The 23,921-nt window shown below is 58.5% G+C and carries 14 protein-coding genes and 2 pseudogenes; 6 read left to right on the forward strand and 10 right to left on the reverse strand.

Annotated features, from left to right (window positions below; all coding sequences use genetic code 11):
• Positions 1–1,425: 1,425 nt before the first annotated feature.
• Positions 1,426–2,190 (forward strand): hypothetical protein, encoded by a 765-nt coding sequence (locus O0880_RS10530; protein WP_289886366.1) that lies wholly within the window; start codon positions 1,426–1,428, stop codon positions 2,188–2,190.
• Positions 2,191–2,246: 56 nt separating this feature from the next.
• On the opposite strand, the pseudogene O0880_RS10535 reads toward O0880_RS10530, so the two are convergent.
• The 4 genes and pseudogenes from O0880_RS10535 to O0880_RS10550 form a co-directional block, all read right to left on the reverse strand.
• Positions 2,247–2,405, reverse strand: a pseudogene (locus O0880_RS10535) (transposase); the annotation flags it as partial.
• Between the two features lie 261 nt (positions 2,406–2,666).
• The gene (locus O0880_RS10540) at positions 2,667–3,125 is read right to left on the reverse strand and encodes a hypothetical protein (protein ID WP_289886367.1); all 459 of its coding nucleotides are present in this window, start codon (positions 3,123–3,125) and stop codon (positions 2,667–2,669) included.
• 38 nt (positions 3,126–3,163) lie between these two features.
• Positions 3,164–3,469, reverse strand: coding sequence for a cyclic-phosphate processing receiver domain-containing protein (locus tag O0880_RS10545; protein ID WP_289886369.1), 306 nt, complete (start codon positions 3,467–3,469; stop codon positions 3,164–3,166).
• A gap of 350 nt (positions 3,470–3,819) precedes the next feature.
• Positions 3,820–3,993 (reverse strand): hypothetical protein, encoded by a 174-nt coding sequence (locus tag O0880_RS10550; protein ID WP_289886370.1) that lies wholly within the window; start codon positions 3,991–3,993, stop codon positions 3,820–3,822.
• Between the two features lie 380 nt (positions 3,994–4,373).
• On the opposite strand from O0880_RS10550, the gene O0880_RS10555 reads away from it, so the two are divergent.
• Positions 4,374–4,676, forward strand: coding sequence for a hypothetical protein (locus O0880_RS10555; RefSeq protein ID WP_289886371.1), 303 nt, complete (start codon positions 4,374–4,376; stop codon positions 4,674–4,676).
• 9 nt (positions 4,677–4,685) lie between these two features.
• Positions 4,686–12,266, forward strand: coding sequence for a glycosyl hydrolase family 18 protein (locus tag O0880_RS10560; RefSeq protein WP_289886372.1), 7,581 nt, complete (start codon positions 4,686–4,688; stop codon positions 12,264–12,266).
• A gap of 204 nt (positions 12,267–12,470) precedes the next feature.
• Here O0880_RS10560 and O0880_RS10565 read toward each other — a convergent pair whose 3' ends face one another.
• On the reverse strand, positions 12,471–12,857 hold the full coding sequence (locus O0880_RS10565; protein WP_289886373.1) for a hypothetical protein: 387 nt from the start codon (positions 12,855–12,857) through the stop codon (positions 12,471–12,473).
• Positions 12,858–12,921: 64 nt separating this feature from the next.
• Here O0880_RS10565 and O0880_RS10570 point away from each other — a divergent pair, with 64 nt between their 5' ends.
• Positions 12,922–13,338, forward strand: a complete 417-nt coding sequence (locus O0880_RS10570) for a hypothetical protein (RefSeq protein ID WP_289886374.1) — start codon at positions 12,922–12,924, stop codon at positions 13,336–13,338.
• 264 nt (positions 13,339–13,602) lie between these two features.
• On the opposite strand, the gene O0880_RS10575 is transcribed toward O0880_RS10570, so the two are convergent.
• From O0880_RS10575 to O0880_RS10585, 3 genes are all read right to left on the reverse strand, one after another.
• Entirely contained in the window at positions 13,603–16,692 is a 3,090-nt protein-coding gene (locus O0880_RS10575; protein WP_289886375.1) for a S8 family serine peptidase, read from the reverse strand.
• A 26-nt stretch (positions 16,693–16,718) separates the two neighbouring features.
• Positions 16,719–17,474 carry an NF038120 family PEP-CTERM protein gene (locus tag O0880_RS10580; RefSeq protein ID WP_289886377.1) on the reverse strand — a complete coding sequence of 252 codons (756 nt, stop codon included), beginning with the start codon at positions 17,472–17,474 and terminating at the stop codon, positions 16,719–16,721.
• A 1,430-nt stretch (positions 17,475–18,904) separates the two neighbouring features.
• On the reverse strand, positions 18,905–20,377 hold the full coding sequence (locus O0880_RS10585; protein ID WP_289886378.1) for a hypothetical protein: 1,473 nt from the start codon (positions 20,375–20,377) through the stop codon (positions 18,905–18,907).
• A 106-nt stretch (positions 20,378–20,483) separates the two neighbouring features.
• On the opposite strand from O0880_RS10585, the pseudogene O0880_RS10590 reads away from it, so the two are divergent.
• A pseudogene (locus O0880_RS10590) lies at positions 20,484–20,693 on the forward strand (IS256 family transposase); the annotation flags it as partial.
• Positions 20,694–20,768: 75 nt separating this feature from the next.
• On the opposite strand, the gene O0880_RS10595 reads toward O0880_RS10590, so the two are convergent.
• Complete coding sequence (locus O0880_RS10595; RefSeq protein ID WP_289887340.1) at positions 20,769–21,182, reverse strand: transposase; 414 nt, start codon at positions 21,180–21,182, stop codon at positions 20,769–20,771.
• Here O0880_RS10595 and O0880_RS10600 point away from each other — a divergent pair.
• Positions 21,174–22,439 carry a DUF3667 domain-containing protein gene (locus O0880_RS10600; RefSeq protein WP_289886379.1) on the forward strand — a complete coding sequence of 422 codons (1,266 nt, stop codon included), beginning with the start codon at positions 21,174–21,176 and terminating at the stop codon, positions 22,437–22,439. The two genes, O0880_RS10595 and O0880_RS10600, sit on opposite strands and share 9 nt — an antisense overlap.
• A 261-nt stretch (positions 22,440–22,700) precedes the next feature.
• On the opposite strand, the gene O0880_RS10605 is transcribed toward O0880_RS10600, so the two are convergent.
• Complete coding sequence (locus O0880_RS10605) at positions 22,701–23,864, reverse strand: MFS transporter (RefSeq protein WP_289886380.1); 1,164 nt, start codon at positions 23,862–23,864, stop codon at positions 22,701–22,703.
• Between the last annotated feature and the right edge of the window lie 57 nt (positions 23,865–23,921).

Genomic DNA, 23,921 nt, shown 5'->3' on the forward strand with positions numbered 1-23,921 from the left:
CATGCGCACGTAGCAGACGACGGGCTAGTTTATCGTAGCCAACTGTGCCGCTATCGCGCGCAGAAGCAGGCGCTCTGCTGCTGCCTCGATCGGATAAACCATCCTTCGCCGGCAGTTATGGCTAGGGAAGGCCTGCTTTTGCTAGCGCGCGGTAGAAGGCTCTACAGGGCAGGGGAGATAGACAGGCCTGACTCGATCTCGTCGTTGGATCAGGCTGTTACGAGACCGCGCACCAAGCGTATGGCAGGGCGCCCCGGCCCCTACCACGATCCATCGGGTTTTCATCTTTCAAGAACCATGGACCTGGAAAGCCTAAGCTATTGGTGGCGGTTCAAAGGCACCGTCTGCTTCCGCCCCAAAGCGGACTCACAGGCCATAGATGACCAAAGTAGTCGTGACCTGCGCTGTGCGGCTTTATCGCCCAGCGTACAGTGCGTGCAGGACACGTGGTCGACCGCCGGGTTAACGCCCCCCTATCATTTACTTTTGGGGGGATTGCTAGATTTGCTAGGTTTGAGGGATGGTGTATTCCCTGGTGTGGTTTTGTTATCACGGCGGCGCTGATCCGGCTGCCCTGTTGATTTTGCTATCGGCTTTGGTCCTGGTTTAAGTGCCATGAATGTCTCCTTTGTGGCTCAAAAATTACAGTTTGTACTTACATTCCAACGTAAAGCGGACCTCAAAATGAGGCCTTTGAGATTTCCAGTATGACGCAATAACACACTTTAAGCTAGCTTCACTGGGCTAAACTGGACTGTGGTGAACTTTAGGCGTCCCAACGTCATGAGCATTGTCTGCTTATGGCCGATTACCGTCGTTGGCAGGTTCCGCCCCATCGCGGACGACTGTTACTTGTTAGCTTTCCGGTCCAAGACTTCTCCAAAGGAAGTGTGCGGGATGGGTTGACAACTACAGTATTTGACGGCATATCAAATCCAGACGCAAAGTACCCCTCAGACGATAAAGGGTACGGTATTGCATAAATAAGGCCATCGCCATCAGGCCGAGAAAGCCCCCGCAGACATCGCCGTGAATCGCGCCGCTACCCATCATCAATGGTAGCAACGCCACTGGGTGCCATTTTTGACGATTTACACATGGGAGACGATTGTGCGCGCCTTCTTGCCGTCGTTGCGCTCCTGGTGGGCACGCTGGTGTTCCGGGCCATACATGAATACGCTACACGCGCCGCCACGTGATCGCTTACCGCGGCGCGGGACTTGCCGGTATGGCTTCAGACGAGATGCGCCAGAGGGCCGAGCTTGAACTGGCGAACCTGGACTGGATAATGCGCTGCTGATGCGGCACGTAGGCGAGAGTTCGCGACCGTGATACGCGTGAGATACTTGTGTTACCTGAATTTTGCGATCTACCATCAGCCTGGCCCTTTGGTTTTCAAGGGGCACCAAGGCTGATGGAGAGCGTATGCCGTTTCTGGATATCATGAACAAGGTGCGGCCGTATGCAGCAATGCGCTATCACGTGGCCTACACGATACAGGCGGGGATAGAAGTCGCTCTTCCAGCACAGCGATTGATCATCAATACCAACCAGACCGTGGTGCGCCTTCAAAACAAAGCCCCGGGAGCACGGCTTTTCGTTGATGTTCCTGGCGCCTCAGCAACGGCACTGCAGGTAAATGCTTTTGTCAATTTTATAGTTGGCCACAGCTTTGCCTTTGGACAGCATCGCGCCGTTCTCAACCATGCCCCATGGCGTAATCTGTACAATGTGGCACCGCGCGTGCTCGCGTATATGGACAGCCACGGGGCTGCCGTAGTGAACCCTGCCACCGATTCTGTTCCGTGCGTTGATTGCGATATTCTCTTGCCAATCAATAATATAACGATCGATCATCAGCGTCCTCAGAACGGACGGTTTGAAGAGGCCGTGTGTAAAGTATTCCGCTCCATCGGACTCACCACGGGCCGGCCCACCGGGCCTAAAGGAATCCATTTCGCTAATCTGCATGCCGCTACTGTGGGTGGTGTGGTGGGCGGCGCACCCATTCCAGTCCGGGTCGCCAAATACACTCTCAACGATATGGGAAAAATCTACTATACGCTGGCGCAATGGTGCGGCTTGACGGTCAATGGCGAGCTCTTCAACGCTTGCATGGATCACATGATTAACCTGCGCCCGCTCTGCCATAGCTGCAATACTCCACTCAGGAACGTCGCCTACTTTTAGTATCGCGCGCTCCGCCTAGCTAACAATGAACGGCATACCTAATTGACTTAGAACGTCTAACAAAACCGCTGAATGTATCTCCAGCAGATGAGTATGCAGGCAAGCGAGAGAAACGCCTGGTGGATATCGGCCCGGCGTTCGTAGCGGATGCGTCATCGGCGATAGCGGTGCAGGCACCCCAGCGTGCGCTCGACCACCCAGTGCCATTTACTCAGGCGTTCGTGCGACTCGATGTGAGTGCACAACAACGTTTTACCCGCGCCCGGCCTCACACACATAAGCGATAGCAAGCGATTCGTATGGCTGCAGGGTGAAGTGGTCGGTCCAGCTGTCACGTTGGGCATAGTTGCTGATTAAGCCTTGCCCGGACACGATCCATCAGGTTTTCAGAACCATGGATCAGGAAAGCCTAAGCTACTGGCGGCGATTCAATGGCTCCGTCGGCTTCCGCCCCAAAGCCGACCTTCCAGCATCCATCAGGAACGGGCCGCCGCCAATGGCTTGGCGTCTGGATATCGGGTAACGAACGAATCGATGGCCTGCGCTGGCAGATTGATCAGAATCGTTCCACTACAATCCCAGCAAGCAATTTCGAACAAAGCACCTTCTAGCTGTGGCCCCGGTTCCGTGCCGTCCCAATATCGCGGGTTGTCCTCAACGCATGGCGCCGGAGTAGTTATCGGACGAAGCCCCTTCGGTACCGCACTAAACACCGCCCAGATAAACTGAATCTCGTTGGCAAGCAGAAAGCCTGCGAGTTCGTCGCCGGTGAACCATTGATCATCCAGCTTAAACCCCGGTGGCTTCCAGTTAGTTTCGATGTCGCTGACGTACCAGTCATAGTCTTGCGGCGCAATGTTGGCGGCCTCGAACACGTCGCGCATGTTGGTATACCAGCGGACCTGATCGGTTTTTTCCAAGATGAGATTTTTCATTTTTCCCTTTAGCCCTTGACCGGTTGAATCCGCAAGCGTCAACGGACTTTACGCTCGATAACCATCCGGCGGATCGCAGCGATTCCTGCCTCCATCTTCTCACGTGCGGAACTGTTGGCCGAATGAACGAAGATAATTGGCGGACTAAAACCGCGCAACGCGACCGCTTCCTCAATCCACAGAATGACGTCATAGCCGGTGCCGCGTTCGTCATCCCCAAGATCATGGTCAAGACTAATCTCGGCAACCTCGCCGGCGGCAAGCAGCGCTACTGCCTCGTCAGGCCAATATACTCGGGTCCAACCCTCCGGCGTACTTCGCTCGTCATCGAGATAAACCTTCATTCCTTCGTTCCCTTGGATAATTTGATGAATATTTCTTCCCTTCCCATAATACCCTGCGCGAATGCTCCGAAGCCCGGACAAGCTCTGGCTTGAGCGCGACAGGAGCCTCTGCAGGGCAGGGGGATAGGCAGGTCATACCCGATTTCGCCGTTGCATCAGCCGACGCCGAGAAGGCACACCAGGTGCTAGGCAGGATACCCAGGCCCCTAACACGATCCATCGGTTTTTCATCTTTCAAAAACTATGGATCGGGCGAGTTTAAGCGACTGGTGGTGATTCAATGGAACCGTCCGCTTCCACCCCCTTGCGGACGCTCGGAAGTGGCGGCCTTAGGCAAAAAAGATAGCTGGCTATCGCAGACCGCAACGGTCCGCTTTGATTTCCTGATCAAGCGCTTGCAGATCCGGGTCCAGCTGATCACATTGATCACCTTCACCTAAGGCAACCAGCTTAATTTTGATCACACGGTTCGAGCCCTTGTAACGGATGCAGCCAATATCTTGAACTTCAAATGCTTGAATCATTTGATAAATTTCCTTTCCGTCAGATGGCTGCTTGCTTACATGACAATGACCAGCATTGGAATACGAGAAAAGGCCAGGTGCCACGGTAGACGGCATCCCACAGGAAGTCAGCATCCGTCTTCGACGTAGAAGGGGCCTGGTGAATTTTCAGGAAAAGGAATTTTTTTCTCATCATTTATGATGATCGCATAAAAGCGGCGATGTCGACCGGCAGCTTCTGGCCGGTTGTCGTAGTTGATAGCATGAAAAATATTTAATTCATATTTTTATGAAATATATTCATATGCTACTTGATATAAAACAGAAATTCACAAAAAACATGGAGTAATTGCATGGCAATATATATTGCTTTGGTGCCCAGATACCTATAATTGGCCGCTATGAACTACGACGACTTCCAACGACACATCGGCAAGGCGGGGCCGAAGCGCCACGAGCTTGCGACGCTCATGGACATGAGTCATTTATTCCCCGCAGTTTCAGCTGAGGCACTTGCTACCCTTGAGTGTGCAGCGATATCGCTGGGTGAGAAGTATTCCCTTTCCCCGTCGGCTCTGAAGTTTTCACCCGCAGACCCCAGCTCCGGACAATGGCAATTGCTCTTTTCCTTGCTGTTCGTTTCGCTGGCAGTCGAGGACGATACGTTGATGCGCTTCCCTGTAAAAAATCGCCCAATTCAATAAGGAGTAACAATGGCGAAGATACTCGATACACGCGGCCTCAAATGGCAATTCCAGAAAACGAACGGTATCGATACCATCGTTCTCGTCAATGACTCGCCGCAAGACGTGGCCATCTCGGCGCTCTGGTTCGAGGCGAACATTTCCATCGGCGTCGGGCTCGACCAGCAGCGCAATCTGACGGACGACGCGACAGCCGAAGTCAGGAAAGGGCAAACGCGCCAGGAAGACAGGGACAAACCGATAGAGGAAAAGCGCCTCAGCGACATGAAGGTCCATCTTTTCCGGGAAAGGATGTGGGACCTTACCTACAAGAAAAAAATGGACGATGGCATGGCCTTTTGGACAGTCGCCGATGTGTATCTGAATCCCTGGGGGACGCTGTGTGTGACGAGCCAGGACGATGGGGTATTCAGCCGAACCTCCTTCTCCGCAAGCCCGGTTTATCTGTATCAGGTTGAGTACAAGAAACCAAGATCGATTGCCGCCAATCTGCAGAAGTCGCTCTCGTATGTCAGCAGTTTCGCGTGCCTGGAATACGGTTCCTACATCAAGAACCTGAGTACGCTGCCCAAGGTCTGGGTCCGCTTCCCAGATCAGAGTGATCCTGTGCAAGTTCCCCTGGACCTGATCAACCTTCAGATGAGCGGCAAGCGGCGTCGCACGATAGACAGCTCCAGCCGGAACATCATCAAGTCCGCGGCTTTTTCGCGGCGGGCTCTGGGGTATTACGCAAATTACTTCGGCTACGGCCGCGATGTTTTCATCCGCGATCTGCCGTTCGAGCATATCAACGAAATTTCCTACGGCATGTTCAGCATGGACCTGAACGGGAACCCCGTCAGTTCCGATCCCTGGGGCGACGACTGGCAGCTCAGTTCCCTGCAATTCATGAAGCAGTTGAATCCCGAGCTGAAAGTCCATCTGATCGTCGGCGGGTGGCCGAAGGAATTGCCATTCGAAGTCCTCGCTGTGAACGACAGGGAAGAGGCGAAGCGTATCGGACGGCACAATCCGGCGGCGCAATTCACGATCTATCTGCCTCCCGCCGCCCCTACTGGCGCGCTGGCTCAGAATGAATTTTATGTGCGGCGCTGGGTTGACGCGCCCGATGGAAATGGCGGCATCATGCCGCCGGATAGCGAGCCGCAAGGCCATCCCGCAGGTGTCTACCCGGAACTTTATCAGCAACTGCTGCCGGGCTGGTACAAGGACATGGATCAGCACAGGCAGTTGTTCATACAGGACTGGTTGTCCACGCAGTTCAATATCAAGATCCTGCCTGCGGCCGATCTGTTTTCCTACATCGGCAAGACCCCGAAGGCGGTGCAGAATTTTGCCCGCTCCCTGGTGCGCGCCGTCATGGTGCTCGGCTTCGACGGCATCGAGCTGGACTGGGAATACCCGTCCGAAGCGGATGGTACCGGCTTTGTCGCCATCCTGGAGGCATTGCGTCAGGCGGAAAAGGACCTGCAAGACCCGAGCCAGAAACAGTTTCTGCGTGATGCGTGGATCGAGGTTCCGGACGACAAAAAACTCCTGCTCTCCATTGCTGCCCCGGCCGACCCGAAAAAGATCAAGAGGCTGGACAAGTATTGGCTCAAGATCGGCAGCCTGGTCGATACCATCAACGTCATGACCTACGACTATGGCGGTACGTGGCTCCAGAATTCAGATTTCAACGCGCCCATGCGTCCGGTTTCCACGGCAACGCCGGCATGCGGGTATGAAGCGCCGAGCGGCGTGCGAGAGACGATGACGGCAATGCTGGGGTACGCGGACAAGCTCTGCTTCACGCGGCGGCAGTTGTCGCTGGGGCTCGCCATCTATGGCCGGGGGCTGGAAGTCGACGGCGTCACGCGCCCGGCGACGGTTTCCGAGGCCGACTGGAACAACGGCATCAACCGGCCGGTCCGGAAGGCTGCGGACGGGCAGTTCAACGACGGCACCGGCACCTATCTTTACAATTACATCGCGACCGAAGTCCGCAAGGGCAGCGCCTCCGACAAGCTCCCCGGCCTGGTCGCCTCGTCCTACCTGCACCCGGTGGCGCGCGCGCCTTACCTGTTCGTGAAGGGCGAAGGCGGACGTCAAGATACCCTGATCACCTACGACAACCCCAATTCCGTCCGCGAAAAAATCCGCTACGCCAAGCAGGAATGCCTGGGCGGCGTCATGGCCTGGGACCTGTCGGGCGATCTGCCGCCAGACGATCCGCAATCGATCCTGCGCGCCATCGGCGATGAAATGCGGCAGGAGCGCCCGGCCTCGCGCGCCGAGGTGCGGAAGCAGAAGGAAGCAACCCTGATGGCTGCGACCGCGCGCGACGGCGGTTCCTTGCCGAACCAGCGGCTGTGGGGTGTCGCGCGCGACTATGCGGGCACTTCCGTATTGCGCGAAATGCCGCAGGGCGACCGGCTGTGCGCCGTCGCCGCCTTGCCCGGCGGACGCATGGTCGTGGGCCGCGCCAGTGGCGTGATGCAGTTGCTGACGCCCGAATACAGCCAGACGCCGTGGCAGTGGCAAGTGACGGCGGCCTGGAAACATGCGAACAAGGCGATTTCCCTGCTCGACCTGCCGTCGGGACGCATTCTTGCTCTGCTTGCGGACGGTACGCTGCTCTGCCTGAGCGCCGATGTGGATGGGCAGGCGCGCGAGCATCTGGTCAAGAAACTTCCCGAGGCGCAGGACGCCCGGCTGATCCCGGCCAGGGGCGAACAGGCCTTCCTGGTGCAGAACAATTCTCTGCTGGTCGTCAACATGGGCGCAGACGACAATGCGCAGGATCGCGTGGGCGGTTACGGATTGACCGGACCGGATGGCGCGCGGGCAAATATAGCGTGCGCGCTTGCGCTGCCGGGCGGAATGATCCTCACGGGCGGCGCGCGGACCGATGGTATTCCGACCGTCGGCGTCTGGGCAATCGAGACGGGCACGCCGGTCTTCAAGGGCTCGCCGCCGCGCAGCCAGAACGAGGATTGGGGCGACATCGTTTTTCTGGCCAATCTGTCGGACGGCTCCGTCGCCGCCCTTACAGCCAATGGCAATTATCAGGTCTATGGACCGTCGGCCTTCACGCCCGGCCATCTGCAACCGGCGCAGTGGAGCGTCTTCGCGCCAGATCCGCTGGCCGGGCGTGCGCTGACGGCGCTGCCGCAAGGCGGCTTCCTCAGCATCACCGACGGCGTCTACATGTTGTGGAACAGCCTGCCGAGCGGCGGCTATATGCTGGCCCAGCGCCTGCCTGCCGAGGGCGTATTCCAGGGCGTGGCCGTGCTGGACGACGGTACGGTGATCATCGCGCGCGACGCGGAGAGCTTCCTGCATATCGAGGCGCGCGGCTGGCCGCGTCCGGAAGCCTTGCTGCGTTCAAGCTGGGACTGGCGCGAGCAGGAAAGCGGCTATTCGTGGCTCCACCATCTCGCCGCCAACGGCAACGCCGGCGCGCTGGCACAGGCCCTGGCGGCGGGCGCGCCGCCGGAACTGGCTGACGATACCGGCGCTCAGGCGATCAGCCTGATCCGCACGGCGCTGGAGAAAGACCAGTTGAAGAGCCTGCCGCCGCTGCTGGCGGCCGGCGCGCCGCTCTGGTCCGTGCCGGACATCGCCGACGGCAACTTTTTCAATGATGACACCCTGGCCGGCTTGCTGCCGGCCTCGCTGCTCGCGGCCTATCCGCATTTCGTGCCCGAACTGCCGCCGGAAACGCCGGCAGTCATTCCGGCCGAGACAGCCGGCTTTCTTTCCGATAATCCACGGCTGGCCGCTACCATCGTCAGCACGCTCGTGCCTATCCTGCCGGCGATGGCGAAGGCGGTCCAGCGTGTGATCCAGGACTTCGCCGTCGATGACGAACTGCTCAAGACAGCGGCGGGCGGCGGCTCCGACCAATTGATGCATCTGATTGTGGACGAGTCGAAGAAAGCCACCGAAGCGCAGGAAGCCGAGGGCGTCGGCGAGGATTTACGCCGCGTGCTGGACACACTCAAAGGCAAGCGTTTCGAGGACGGCGACGCGTTGCGCAAAGCCATCGACGACAATTGGAGCGCCGCCGACAAGACCCGGCCGTGGCGGGTGTCCGAGTGCGATCAGGTCATCAATGCCGCCGCGCGCCCCAAGCGTCCGGACCGTTACAAGATCGATGGCGATATCGCCCTGAACGAACAGGCCCTGGCGCATTTCGCCAAACTGGTGGAGGCCGGATGGCCGATCCAGCAGGATGGCAAGCCGGTTTCCCTGATGGCGCACGCGCCGGCGCATTACCGCATCGTGATGGAAGCGGGGCGCAGCGCGCTGACGCCGGATGGCTATGACGCTCCGCTCCTGCGCGCCGACAAGGAGACCTTCACGATGCCGCCGACCGCGGCCAGCCTGCTGCAAATGGCCCCCTTCATGGCCGACTCGCTGGCTGCTGTCGCCAATAGCCTGGTATCCGGCCTCGGTGCGCTGGTGCATGCCTATGTCGGGAACGAGCGAAGGGAAGGGCGTCTCGCCGTTGCCGATGTCGCCGCCGTTCAGGACCCCTATGCGGCCCTGGCCGACTTCGACGGCGGCCCCGCGCTGGCTGGAACGGCGATGCAGGAATTGATCATCGAGGGCACGGTGTCGCCGCGCGGCGGACGGCTGTCGGCAAAAGCGGCTGTGGCCTTCCTCGCCCGGCATGCGGCCGATCCCTGGATTCCCCAGGGCAGCTGCAACGCCTTCAGCCAGGCATGGACTGCATGGTCGGCAGACTCGCTCTGGCTGCCGCTCGACCCCAGGGGCTTGCCGGAACAGACCGGCAACGGCGTCCTGCCCCCCGAGCGTGGTATCGCGCAGGCGAAGTCGGGCCGGAGCTTCGACGGCCCGCCTGATGCGCCAGATCTCGACGACAGCCGCAACCGCCAAAGCATGGCGCTGCTGCGTGCGACCCAGATGAAGCTGAAGTTCCAGGCGTGGCAGAACGGCATCCGCTTCGACAGTACGGTCGAGGATAGGGAAATCCAGCGCCGGAAAGACAGTCCTTTTGTGCAGAGGATGGACAATCTGGCCGAGGACATCGCTATGAAGGATATGGTCCTCAACCGGTCGCGTTCGCTGCGCAGCATCCTGGACGATCTGGGCCAGAAACCTCAGGACAACATGTCGATCAACGACCTGAAAAAGCTGGGCTTCTTCGGATTGAAGCCGCCGGAAGGTTTCGGCGAAACGGATGTGTTGCCGGCGGGTACATTCAAGGACGCGATCGAGAAAGAGAACAAGCGGCTGCTCAAGCAGGAAGATGACACGGCAACCCAGCGGGCGGACTCCGCGAAGGAATTGCGCTCCCTCTACCGCAAGCAGGCCAGCGATCCCCTGCGCCAGAAGGCGCTGGTCGAAGCGCGTGCGCAAAAGGCCCAGATGAAGTCGGCCCAGCGCATGATGACCAAGATGCAGGACTATGCGATGGTGTCCGAACAGATCCTGGTGTACGGCACCCAGGCCATCAACTTCCTGGAGGACAAGGGACTCAACAAGGCCGTCGCGTCGCTGCTGCGCAATGTACTCCATTACGCCAACATGGCCGTGCAGATCGGCACGGCGCTGGCCACTGTTGGCTATGCCTTCCAGCAGATGCGCGCCATGCAGGCCATCGGCTCGATAGGCAAGGGTGGCGGCGCGATGATGATGCTGTCCATCGGCTTCACCGCTTTTTCCCTGATCAAGACCGCCATTTTCGGGGCGGACCCCGATCCGCTGGAAGAAGTCTACAAGGCACTGTCCAAGCAGATCGAAGAGATGGCGAACACCATCCTGAAGAGCCTGGAAGCCATGTCCGAGCAGATGGACAGCATGGGCGCGGGCATCAACAAGCGCATCGACGGCCTGGAAGAAAAGATCGACGGGCTGGCGCGCGAACTGGGACAGCAGGTTGCCGACATGTCGAAGCTGATGGACGAAAACTTCGCCCTCGACCGCGCGGAAATTCGGCAATCGACCGCGCAGGTGCTGCTAGCCATGCAACGCGGCTTCGATACGATGAACCGCCGCTTCGACATGCTCGAAGACCGTCTGGAAAACGACATCCGCCACCTGGAAGAAGTGATGACGGTCAGCCTCATGAACGAGTACGAGGAAATCGACATCGCCATCGACAAGTCGGAACGCGACCAGGTCTGGGCTCCGGAGCCGGTCGCTGTTCTGGCCGATGATCCGAAGCGCCTGGTCGATTATCGCAATGCCCTGGTCAGCGGCGTGCGCAACAAGCTGCTGGGGCTGGCCCCGCAGCAACTGGAAAATGTGCTGGATTCCCGCTGGCTGCAGGACTGGCCGCTGGAGGTGGGGACGGCCTCGGCCTGGGCCGGCGCCGTCGCGATCAACCGTATCGGCGACTGCTACGACTTCTATGTCCGGCGCGGCACCGGCGCGGACGCCTCTCGCGGCCGCATCTACTTTTCTTCCGTCTATGGACACAAGCTGGCGGACCGGCTGCTGTGGGTGTTGCAAAAGATGTTGCGCTTCTCCGGTAACGTGGGGTCGATGATCGAAGACCTCGACGAACTGATCATTGCGCCGGCGGAACGCACGAAGGCGTTCCTGACCGGGCTGAAGACGGACAATGCTTTCTTCGGCGCGCTGTTCGACGACTACCGCGATACGCTCGATGACGTTGCCGGCCGTTGCGCCGACATCCTGCCGGGCGACCTGGTGCAAAACTGGCGTCTGCCGGCGCAACGCCTGGGCGATCACGCCTTCCTGCAAGGGCTGATGTTCGACCGCCTGCCGCTGCTGTCGCTGGCCGATCTGGCGGCGGAAACCGTATCGGCGACGACGCCGCTCAGGCGCGACCGGTACCTGTCTTCGTTCGAGCTGTTCCTGAATGGCCCCGCCCTGGGGTGGCGCGCGCGGCGGGTGCTGCGGGTGCTGGCACTAGCCCATGTCTTCAAGGTGGCCGATCTGGAAATCACCGACGACAAGGAAACGATCACGCTGTGGGTCGGCTTCCGTGGCGTGCGCCAGCCGGTGGCGCAACTGTCGCTGGTGGCGGACCAGATCGTGGACAGCCGCTTCACGATGACGGGCAATAGCCTCGCAATACGCATCGCCCGGGCCTGCCGTCCGGAGCAGCAGCGGGCCGTAACCGCGTACAACGCACGCATCCGTGCCGAGGCGAAAGGGGAACTGGCGGCGCTGGACGACAGCGTGGCGCGGTTGATCCAGTTCATGACGCTGGCCGGCCTGTCGGAAGCCGGAATGGCCGAGGCGTTGAGCATGCTGTGGAGTTCCGGACGAATCGACTCCTACTTGTCGGAGCAGATCGCAGCGCCTGACGGCGGAGCGGCGGCAATCAGTCCGCCGGTTGCCGTTGTCCTGCGCAGCGGGCGCACGACTTCAGCCCGCTCCGAAACCGTGCTGCGGGCGGCGTTGGCAGCGCTGCCGTCCTGGCCGGAAGACGATGCCCGTCGCGATCCTCTGCCCGCTCACCTGATCGAGGAAACGGAAGACTTCCTCACGCGGGCAAAGGCGTACAAGGACAGGTTGAACGACGCTTTCGTGCCGCTCCTGCCGTCGTTCGATACGCTTGCGCCGGTCGAGATTGTGAGGCTCGACGCTGCTGAACGGACGGCCGCATGAGGGGAGGGCTTGCGGGCAGCCTGGTTTTATAGGACCTTCGATATTTTTCTTATTCCGGACTTTTTCCGGAATGGCGGCAACGGGTGGGAATTGACGGGGAGCGAGGCGCTGACGGCGCAGCGCTCCCTGTACGCCATGCCTTCGATACTTGCCGAATGGGAAATTAAGAATACTCATCCTGAACGATGACCCTCCGGTCATTTTTTAAAAGGTAGCGTCGGGGGCATTTCCGGAAATTGATAATTCCTGAATTTTGCCAAATTTGCCAATGCCTTGAAAGTCGTGGAGCAAGCAATGCCCTATCTCGCCAGGAATGCGCACATCCTGGTTTTCCATTCCTTCAGACTGTTTATCGTCGCGATAGGTATCGTCGGCATCAAAAGCAGGACGGAAAGCTGACTTGTGGTGCATGCAACGCTGGATGAGCTTTGAATCAACTTTGGCTTCGGTCAGCAGCTGCCCATAGGCGTGCCGGTGCCCGCGAGGGGTGTCGACCGTTCCGTGGCGCCCCTGCATGGCCACATTGCCGTCACCAGCTCCCCTGCGTTGTTCGACTCCTGGGGCGGGATGGTGAAGTCCAAGGCAGGACATCGCTCCTTGCCTGCCGACGTGAGCCCGGCCAAGGTGGCGCGCTTGTCGCTGGATCACTCGCTTAATGATGTGTGTCCTGCCGGCACCGGTCGCGCTTATGAAGCAGTGCGCGGGCAGGCGACGGTGTTCTCTGGTGTGGCATGCCGGGCCTGAAGCTGAGACCATTGATGCCTTGTTGCGCCCGGAAATTTCGAGGCCTGCTATTGGCATATTGCATAGCGGGTTTTTTTTCGGGCATACTGATATTTTCTTAATAAGGAATATCATGGGCGAGAGAGAAAAGCAAAAAATAATTCTTGATAAATTTTGCTATGAGTTGATTGAAACTATTGATAGCTGTAATCTTGAACAATTGGACCCAATTCATACCCAATTGAATTTCCTTTCAAACAATCACTTGATGATGCATGATTTCATCGGCGCCTTTCTTACTTTGAGCCAAGCGATCGCTGGGCAACGCGATAAATTGAAGGCATCGTAGCCGGCGGATAGCGGGATTAAGTTTAATTGGAAAGTGTTATCGAAATATCCTGGAAAGCCACACTTGAGGTGGCTTTTTCTGTTTGAGGATTTCATTCCACATGAGCTGGTTTTGGAGGGCATGCATGTAGGAAAACTGTGCTCTGTCGTAGGCGAAATAAAAGCTCGGATAGAAGGTAAAACGGCGGTACGCCATTGCAGGCATACCGCCGGGCTCATGCCAAACTGCCGCGATGGCGGTCAGGCATTGCGGCGCGCAGCTAGTTTAAGGGATGATGGGCGCATTTTTCGGGTCAACGGCCAGCACGGTGGTGCCCGCCACGACGCCTTTGCTGTCCAGCCATTGCACCGCGCCCAGATAGCGTTTGCCGGCGTCGAGACCGGACCAGCTCAGGCCCACGGTCGCTTTGCCTGCGGCATAGACCTGGCCCGGAGCGCCCGCTTTCAGGTTGCCGCCGACGTCGCCGCGCTTGACGATGGCCTGGGACAGGGAAAGGTTCGTCGAGACGCCATTGGCAATTTTGTAGCCAACCAGGCAAACGTTGTAGCTGCCCGGCGCTGGATTGCTGATCGTCAGGCTTTCATTGCTGCTCGATCGACCGCTGTAACCTTGGCGTACGCCATTGCTGTCCAGAATGAGCATGTCGATGTCATCGCCTTTGCCGGTGCCAGTATCGCGGTCAAACGTTTCAAAGCGTACCGCGGCCGTGCCGGTGCTGACGACAAACGGCACCAGCAAGGTACCTGCGCTTTTGGCGACGCATGCCTCTACATTGCTGACTACGGTCGCCAAGTCGGCCTGAATTCCCTGGGTGAGCGTCAGCGGAATGCGTTTGACTTCGCTGAACCCGGCAATGGCTGCCGTCATGGGCCCGCTGATGGCGCTGGTCACGCCCAGCAAACGGGTAGCCGCGGGTTTGTCCGAGCTGATCAAGGCCGGCACTTCCAGCAACTGTGAGCGTGCCACCAAGGGGCTGCGTACCTTGTGCTGGCCATCGCTCCATTCCAGTGCGCCGAATTGCCAGGTATTGGTTGGCGTGCTGGTGCGCGTCAGGGTCACGTCGAAGGACTTGCTTTCACCAGGCTGAAGGCTCAGGCTGGCCGGTACGATGAGCACATCGTAGCCGTTCAGCGACGCGCTGGCGACATACGTTGCCGCAGCGGTAGCCACATTGGTCACCGTGCGCTTGACGGTTTGCCGAATGTACACATTGCTCACGGAAATCGACGGCAGGTTCAGGTTCAGGCCTGCCTTGTCGACTGCTGTGCAACCTTTGCCGATACCCATTTCACAGACATATTTCTGATAGTCGGCTGGCGTTATGTCGTATACCAGACCAGGATCGGACGCCAGGTTTGGAACGACGTGACCTGCGCCTTGGCCGAAAGGCAGGATGCCGCGCGCATCGCGCTCCTGGATATCGGCATGCGTGGCGCTGGCCGTGGTTATCAGCGCCGACTTGATGGCGGCAGGAGACCAGCTAGGGTATTGCTGGCGCAGCAGGGCGGCCAGACCGGCCACATGGGGGCTGGACATGGAGGTGCCTTGCAAGAATTGCCAGCTGGCTGGCGGCACGATGGTGCCGGCAACGATGGACGCATGCTCGGCTTTCGTCATGCCTGGCGTGTAGCCCGCCAGTACATTGACGCCCGGAGCGGTGAGATCGGGCTTGAGCACATTACCGTCGTACCTGTTGGGTCCGCGCGAGGAAAAATCGGCGACGACGGGGGAGGCCGACGGGTTTTTACCGAAGCTGGCCGCCGAGAGGGCGGCAGCCGCGTTGGCGGTGCCGGCATAAGTACGGATCAGTGCGCCGTCCGCAGCAGTCACGTGCACCGTAGGGACGGCGTGTATTTCCGCGACCAGGCCGGCACCATTGTCAACCATCACCATGCCCACGCCGCCGGCTTCCCGAACGGCATAACTCTTGTCCACGCGGGCATTCGCCCCGCGTGCGCACACGACAACCTTGCCTGCCGCCTTGGCCGGATCGAGCAGGGCTACCCCGGCATTTTCCGTGCTGCTGTAGCAACGCGCCAGCTTGACGGCGTCGGCACCGGCCAGGCCTGCATCTTCCGCGCGGATCAGCGTTTTCTGGGGCAGTGCGGCGACATTGCCTGAGGCACCCTGATATTGTTTGCCATCGGCCAATAGCACGCTGGCAGTGCCCGGACCCCGATCATGCGTCGATGCCGCCACCGTGATCAACCATGGGCTGACATGCGCGACTTCGTTGGACGGCCCACTGTTACCGCCCGAAGCGGCAACAAACACGCCTGCGCTGGCCGCACGCAAGAAAGCCAGCTCCACAACGTCATCGATTTTTTCACCACCACTGATCGAGAAGTTAAGTACATTCACGCCGTCGATGATGGCTTGCTCGACTGCAGCCACAGAGTCGGCGCCATAGCATGTATTTTTGCCTGCAACAGCTGCCGTTGGATACGTCCAGCATACCTTGTAGGTGGATATCCGCGCGCGCGGCGCCATGCCCGAGATATTGATAAGGCCGCTGCCTGCCAGGCTATTGCCAGCCGCAGTAGTGGCGGTATGAGTGCCGTGGCCGCCTTTGCCAACGGGATCCCCCAGCGAATCCCGGGGCGAGCGGAAGTCACTCCAGTGCATGACAGGGTAGTTCGCCCTGAAGGTACTGTCGAAATAGCGTGCACCTATCAGTTTATTATTGCAGTGGTCGGCTGTAAATCCGTCTCCCGTCTGGCATATGCCTTTCCAGCTGGCCGGCGGCACGCCGTAGGCGAGCGTAGCGCCTGGGTCAAAGGTCGGTGCGCCACTGGCGTCGATGCGGTCGGCAAAGGCAGGATTTTCCGGCCAGACGCCGCTATCGATAATGCCAACCACGATGTCCTCGCCCGCGTGCGCGCGCCCGCCCAGCTTGCTCCATAAGCCATCGGGTTGGTCCAGCCCCAGGAAGGTGGGTGTGCTAACCGTTTGCGCCGCTTGTGTCACATCGGCCTTGATGCTGGCGACATCGTCGCTGGCTTTCAATTGCAGCACTTCGCTATCCGTCAGCATGGCGGCAAAGCCGTTCAGCACGGCCACGTACTGATGTTGGACAGGCGCGTCGGCCACGATGGCTTGAACGGCCTGGAGTTTTCCCTCCAAGTAACTGGCATATTGCTGGGCATTGCTGCTGTTGATATCCAGGCGCTCGCCGGGAGCGGGCTTGGTGGCGGCTAAGCCATCGATGCCGCCGGTATAGGTGGCCAGTGGTTCCGCTTTCAATTGCACGATGTATGAGCGACGTACGTCATCTCCGTCAGAAGGAGCGGCGTTGACGCTGGATGTGCTGCAAAGCAGCACGGCGATGGCAAGGCAGACAGGGCGTAATTGCATGGTTTATCCTCGGTGTATGGATTGAATCAGGCGCGGCGACGTGCGACGGCAGCGATGCCTGCCAGGCCCAGCAAGAGCATCGCGTAGGTCGATGGTTCCGGCACGGCGCTGATGCTGAAGTTAAGATTGTCGAGGGCAAACTGTCCCTGATTGTTGCCAAGGCCGCTGCACGCGCCGCTTGAATCGCAACTGAGGGCAAACATTTGCATGCCACTGAAGCTGAGTGCGCTCATGGCGCTATTGAAACTGTATTGCTTAAAAGATAGCCCATTCTTGCCGGGGCCGGCCAGGTCGAACGTTTGTGACAGAGACAGGCCATTGCCATAGAAACCCTGCACGACCAGGCGCCCGGCCAGCACAGGAAGACTGCCGCCGCTGCCAATAAAGCTGGCGTCGAAGTTCTGTACCTTGAATGTACTGCCGCCTTGTAAGCCATGAATGCCGAGTATGCCGTCGTTCAAACTGCCATAGTAATTACCGGCGTTGCCCGCAGGGCAGCTGAGAGCGCTGCAAAACCCGCTGTCGCTGCCGTCGATGACGGCGCCTACCAGCGCTCCACTGGAACCATTGAAGTCGGAACCGCTGAGCCGCAAGCCACGCTGTTCGATGCTGCTGCCGCTGAAAATCAGGTCATTGCCGAGTCCTTCGAAATCAATTACATCGGCGTGCACGGCGGGGGCCAGGGTAGTAAGCGAGCAAAACACGGCGCCGGCCAGACTTTTGTAAAGTGAGGAGCCGGCATCGATGTCAGGCAAAGTAAATCGGTAGGCAGAGTGATTCATGTTCATCCCTATGGTGATAGTTTTTGATGGTTAGCGCGCGCCGGATCGGTGCGAATAACATGTCGTCCAGCAAATGTTGGACTTGGTAAACTATATCCATAATGATATTTAAGTGTGTTTTTTTTAATGGTTAGTTCGAAAAAGAAAACACGTCATTACTTTCATATTAGTAAGTTTCATTCTTGCAGTAACTAATAGTAGATAAAAAATAAATGTAAGTTGTAGAAAAAAAACGACATTTTTTTTGCGCGCGGGTATTTCGTACAAGATGTGTGCGACAAGGCACGATAGATGGAGCGGGAGTCGTGGCGAAAACCAGCTATTTCGAGGAGTGGCGGGATTTTTTTTGCATTTTGAAGCTATTTAATTACTAAAAAAGTCAAATTTATTTTTGAATAATTTTTCAACGCTAATTTGAAAATCATGGCACATGGGGAAATAAAATCTCAAATTCATCATCATATTTTGACTAATAGTTGTGTTTCCATGTTTGAAAGAGTCCGCCGTGATATCCCCGGCAGGTTGTGGTCAAGCCCACCTGTTTGCGCTGGCAAAGGCCTGTGATCTGGTTTGATGTGTGCAGGGGAGGGGACGCATCCCTGTCAGTGGGGGCCATGGCTGCGCTGGACACGCCGAATGGGCGCTTCGGACGCCGTTCCCCCGCGATATGCAGGCCAGGTCTGGTGTCGGGTAAGGTTGTCCGCGAACGCAGGCCACGGTATAGAGCGCAGCTTGGAGTTGCGCGTCGGTCTGCATGGATTGATCAGTGCCTGGCGAATGGGGCAACTGGAGGGGCAGCCTTGCATGGTTGTAATGCCAGTATCCAGGCAAGCAGCCACGCAGGCAGAAGCTGCTCAGCGGGCCGTATACGATTTCCCCGTCGATGCCCAGCTTGCCACGCGCTGTGACTCATCGATCCGCACGATGAGCGGCAGCCGGAGGCTGCGCTGCCATAGTTGAACTGTAGCGGGCGGGGGGCGAAACTGGCGATGCCAGTCATATCGGCATGCTCGCGCGAGCGCGCCCACTGCATGTGAACAAGGTCAAAAGTGCAAGAATTCTCTACGAAATCAAATGCTTAGATTAAAGCCGACACGTGAGGTGATCGGCTTTTTTGTGCCTGTGTAATTAGCCTGTGTAGTTTATTTTGGGCCTTGCACCAGCGCCGAGAGTTTACTCGAGCGCATGTAAAACATTCGGCAAGCTTAGCCGACGTCAAATCAGGTCGGCATACGCCCATTTCCTTCAAACGCTTGTGCCTTGACGCTGAGGGATCGCAAGGTCGGCGACGATCTGCCCCAAAGTCATGCCAATCCCTGTAGTCTTTTCCATGGGCGCAAGTTACCTGGATCGCCTTTGGTGAAATCGTCTTGGTTCAGATCGAACGACCATGAGGCAGGATCGGCTGCGGTTGGCCGATGGCGATATTGTCACAGGTCCGACGTTGCGTTCCCATCGGGAATGACTAGTACAAAATCGTAGCCCTGAATCATGCCTTGGACGCTGCTGTTTCCATTCGCCAGGGTGTTAGCCGAGCCTAACAAGGGGCGCACGTCGAACAATGACCATTCCTTATGCCCATTCGCCGCGGCAAAGAAGGGCATTACGCCAGCCATGGAGGACTTGGTATCGATTTTTTCGATTTCTGTTATGGCCGACGCGCGCCCAATGCCAGCAAATTGCGCCTGCTGGCCTTTGGATGCCAGCACCAACACATGCAGCGATTTTTGTCCGCGGCCTTCCGCATATTCAGCCAAATAATTGCCGATCTCCCGGCTACCTGCAGCAAGCGAGTTATAACCCCGGAATACATGAACTGCGCCGGCTTTCAGCAACATTCGCTGCGCAGGCGCAAGCGTCAAATGGCTGGCCACAAGCTGCTTCATTAGTCTGGCACGCTGTATATTGGACGAATACGCTTGTCCCGGAGTCATGTTTTTGAGATAAATGCTGCGGCTTTCAAGCAACGAATTTAACATCGTCAAGGCGGGTATTTCCGCAGGTGTCGTGAGCAGCTTCTGTAGCGCGACCAATTCTTCTTCCTTGATTTTCATCATGAAAAGCTCACGCGGGTCGCCGTTCTCCAACGCTCGGCTATAGTAGTCGCTTTCAAGCTTGCGGAAGGCCTCGATTTTTGATTTCGCCAAGGGACTGAGCGGTTGCCCAGCCATTTGGTCGAGCAAATATTTCGAAGCGCCCATGAGTTCCTGATCCATTCCTACTAATTGGAACGATGGCCCAGCAGCTTTAGCGATACGGGCCAAGAATTGCGCCTCAGCTTGCCATTTGTAAAAAGCAGTAGCGACCGGATATGCCGTATTAAATGCTGCTATGCCAGCAACGCCAGTATCGGACTTCAATGTCTTTGCCAAAGCATCAGCAACGGCCGGCCCATTTTCGATAATCAGCGTCGTAAATCCCCGACTTGCCAATGCTTCAAAATACGCCGCCGAAAAATGCGCAATTTCTGCGACGCCATGATCCTCGCCGATGAGTACGAATTGGCTGTCCAGGCCCGCGTCCATCAATGCTGCCGCGCCAGAACCAACCATCTTTCCATGATCGATTGCGATCGTCGTGCGAACGGCAGCCAAGCGCTCTGGCAAAGATAGTGGCTTATCCGCCGACAATACAGGCATGGCCAAGCTGGCCAACATGATAAACATAATCATGGAATGAGGTTTTCGCATTATTTTTCGCATAAATTGTGTTCTGGTCGGCGATTTCAGTCGCGGTGTATTTGGAAGCACGATGTAAAACCGCCAGCGCAGGAAGTCCTGTTTGTCTGGTAAGCAATCGCGATCGGGCTCAATCAGTATGCCATGTGAAATGAGGGTAGGCTGGCCTTGAAGGATGCTTTCTTTTATAAATTTTATGTATTGGGGGAAGGAGAAATGCGGCAATCCTACGGTAAATCAGGTAACGCCACAACTATCCTGACACAGGAGGGTATTAATAATTTTATGTAAATGGTCATTCGCGGGATACGGCCGCGATCAAGGAGACACAATGGCCGTAGCAAAGCGTAACAAGCGGGCCAGGCCCGGCCTTGAGCTGCTCGAACTGGATGCCAGCCTGCCGGCCCGCCAGCAGAAAGCCGAGGACCTGATCGGTGAAAATGACCTGCTCAGGCCGCTTGCCAAGATGCTGGTGGAGCGTGTCCTGGAGGCCGAAATGACTGGCCACCTGGGCCTCGACAAGAGCGGCGAGGTGAGCAACGGCATCGCCATCCCCTGGCCGAGCCGAGCGCCGATAAGCGCGTGCTGGCCGGAGCGGTGCTGCACGGCCTGCCCATCATTTTTCGCGATGTTCAAGTACAGGAAGGCCGGAATCATGCTGATGGACCTGCAGCCGGAGACGCGGCGCCAAAGTGTCCTGTTTGATGCGTGCCCGATGGTGCACGGTCGGTACGCGCCATGGCCGCGAACGGTAGCAGTGTATCCATCCTGCCGTTGGGGCAAGACGGGAGCTGCGTGACGGTGTCAGACAGCCGGCGTGCTGGATCGAGTCCGTTGAGTTTGGCAATGGCAAACAGGCGCTGGATCGCGGCGCACGGCGGCCCGACCGCTCGGCGTCCACCACCAGGCAGTTCTTCTTGCCGATGGCGATGGAGCGTATCGCGCTCTCGACCGGGTTGTTGTCGTTGGGCAGGCTGTCCGAACTGGCGTAGCGCTGCAGCGCCGGGCGGTGCTCGAAGGCATGCTTGATGGCCTGGCCGTGCGGCTGCTGGCGGCGCCAGCCGTGGCGGCACCGTTCGCCAGCGTGGCGATCGCCGTTCTAGCCAGTATTTACTTGAACATACAGGCGCCTTGTTGCACAATCAGCCATTTTCCTGGTGAGAGATGCGCGATGAGTGACTTGAAAGCGGCCGGCGCCCTGACGATGGCAGGTGTGACGGCCAGCGAGATCGAGGGCGATAAAACGCCGCAGCGGGCCAGTGCCGCGCCCGTTGCGAACTGCGCCAACTGCCAGGCGCCGCTGGGCGGCGCGTTTTGCCAGGCATGTGGCCAGTCGGCCCACATACACCATTCGCTGCTGCACCTGGCCGAAGAAGTCGTGCACGGCATCCTGCACTTCGACGCCAAGGCCTGGAAGACGCTCCCGCTGCTGGTGGCCTTTCCGGGCCGCCTGACGCGCCGCTACATCGACGGCCAGCGCAAGAACTATGTGTCGCCGCTGGCGCTGTTCCTGTTCATGGTCTTCCTGACCTTCTTCGTCACCTCGTTCGGCAACGGCCAGCTTCTCGGCCGCGACGCCAATATCGCCTCGCTGACCAACCACGCCGCGTCTGCCAAGCTCCGGGTCGAGCGCAATGAGCGGGCGCTGGATGAGGCCCGCAAGGCCAATACTGGGGTCGCTGGCGTCGAAAAGGCGCTGGCCGTTTCGCGCAAGCTGCAACACGAAGCCGAGCAACGCCTGTTGTACGTCGTATCGCCAGAAAAAGCGAACGGCGAGGAGGCGATTGCACTGAGAGAACCCGGCTGGTTCGACAAGACTGTCTCCAAGATCGCATCCAGCCCGCCCAATCCCAACGCCAGTTTTCCGGAGTTGGAAAACACCTTTCGTCATGCCGCCGAGAATCCCGAGTTGGCGTTTTACAAGCTCAAAAACACGATCTACAAGTTCTCGTTCCTGCTGATCCCGATCTCGCTGCCCTTCATGTGGCTGATGTTTTTCTGGAAACGCGACGTGACCATGTACGAGCATGCGGTGTTCGTGCTGTACTCGCTGTGCTTCATGTCCCTGTTGTTTACCGTGTTGATACCGCTATCGATACTCAACCAGGGCTGGCTGATCGGATTGCTGGTGTGCCTGGCGCCGCCCCTGCACATGTTTCTGCAGCTACGCGGCACCTATAACCTGGGCAAATGGGGCGCGCTGTGGCGCACTTGCATGCTGCTGCTGGTAGCCAACATCGTGTTTTGCGTGTTCATCGTGCTGGTGTTGATGAAGAGCGTGCACTAGCGTCGCAAGGTTGGGCCATGAAGTGGGAGGGACCCATTTGTTTGGGTATCTGCTACTCAGCCGTGGCGGACGGGCACTCTAGAATTGATGAAGTTCTACATTGTGGCCACCGTCCAATACTACGAAGCAGCTTGCGGGCCGTCGGAAGCATCGATTTTCTGGTGTGATGCGGACCTGCCCGCGCCGTGCAGGACGGCGCGGTCTGCGAAGTCTGAAATAAGGGTGACGCGCGGTTGGCAATGCCAACCGCGCCGCCAGCTATTAATGCGACAACACCGAATCGCGCGATCTGTGTCCGAGGTAAGGCAGCAAGCTGATGAGGCCAAGCACGGCCAGCGCGACACCGACCCACAGTGGGGAGCGCAAGCCGTAGCCGGCGGCGATGCCGAGGCCGCCGAGCCACGAGCCGGCGCCCAGGCCGATGTTGATGACGGAGGTATGCACGGTGTTGACCAGCGGGCCTGGATGGACGGTTTTCATCACGCGGGCGATGATGGCGGGATTCATCGACATCCCGACCAGGCCTGTGACGACCAGCAAGGCGACGCTGATGGTCTTGTCGTGTGCAAAGACCGCGAATAGCGCCAGGCTGATGCTCAGGATGACCATGCCCCAGACCATGATGATGGTGGTATAGCGGTCCGCATAACGGCCGACCACGGCATTGCCCACCACGTTGGCGACGCCGTAGATGCCCAGCAGCCAGGGGATGGCGGACGCGGGGAAGCCGGTAATTTCCGTCAGGATGGTGGCGAAGTAGCTGAAGGCCGCGAAGATCGCGCCAATGATAAGGCCGCTGCTGGCATACGCTGCCCACAGGTGGCGGTTCCTGAATTCCCCCAGTTCATTGCCGAGGCTCACGACTTCAGATGGCTTGGTGCGCGGCACCAGCACGGCGATGAGCGCCATGCACAAGAGCGCCAGCAGCACCACCAGCCAGAAGCTGGCGCGCCATCCCAGGTGCTGGTCGATGAGCGTGGCGACCGGCACCCCCAGCACGGACGCCAGCATGAGCCCGCCGATCACGACGGCGGCGGCGCGCCCGCGCGCGTTGGCGCTGACGATGTCGGCGCAGATCGCCAGCGACAGGCCAAAGCAGGTCGAAGCGGCCACGCCCGTGACCACCCGCGCGATGGCCAGGATGTCGTAGCTGGTGGCCGATGCGGCGACGGATTGGGCAAGGGCATAAAAGCCCAGCAGCCACAGCAGCCCCTTTTTATTCGGCACGCGCAGCTTGAGCAGGGCAATGGTGCTCAGCGGCCCGCCGATGACCATGCCCATGGCGTAGAGCGAAATCAGATAGCCGATCCGTGTCACCGGTTCGTCCATGGCCAGGGCCAGCGAGGGCATCATGCCCGCTACCATGAATTCGGATGTCGTTAACGAGAAGATCGTCAAGCCCAGAATGTATACAACCAACGGCATAGCAATATCCTTCGAGAGTAAAGACTAAAACACTTGCCAGGCGTGGCGCGCGCCCCG

The sequence above is a fragment of the Janthinobacterium sp. SUN118 genome (assembly GCF_030397695.1).
Taxonomy (GTDB): Bacteria; Pseudomonadota; Gammaproteobacteria; order Burkholderiales; family Burkholderiaceae_D; genus Janthinobacterium.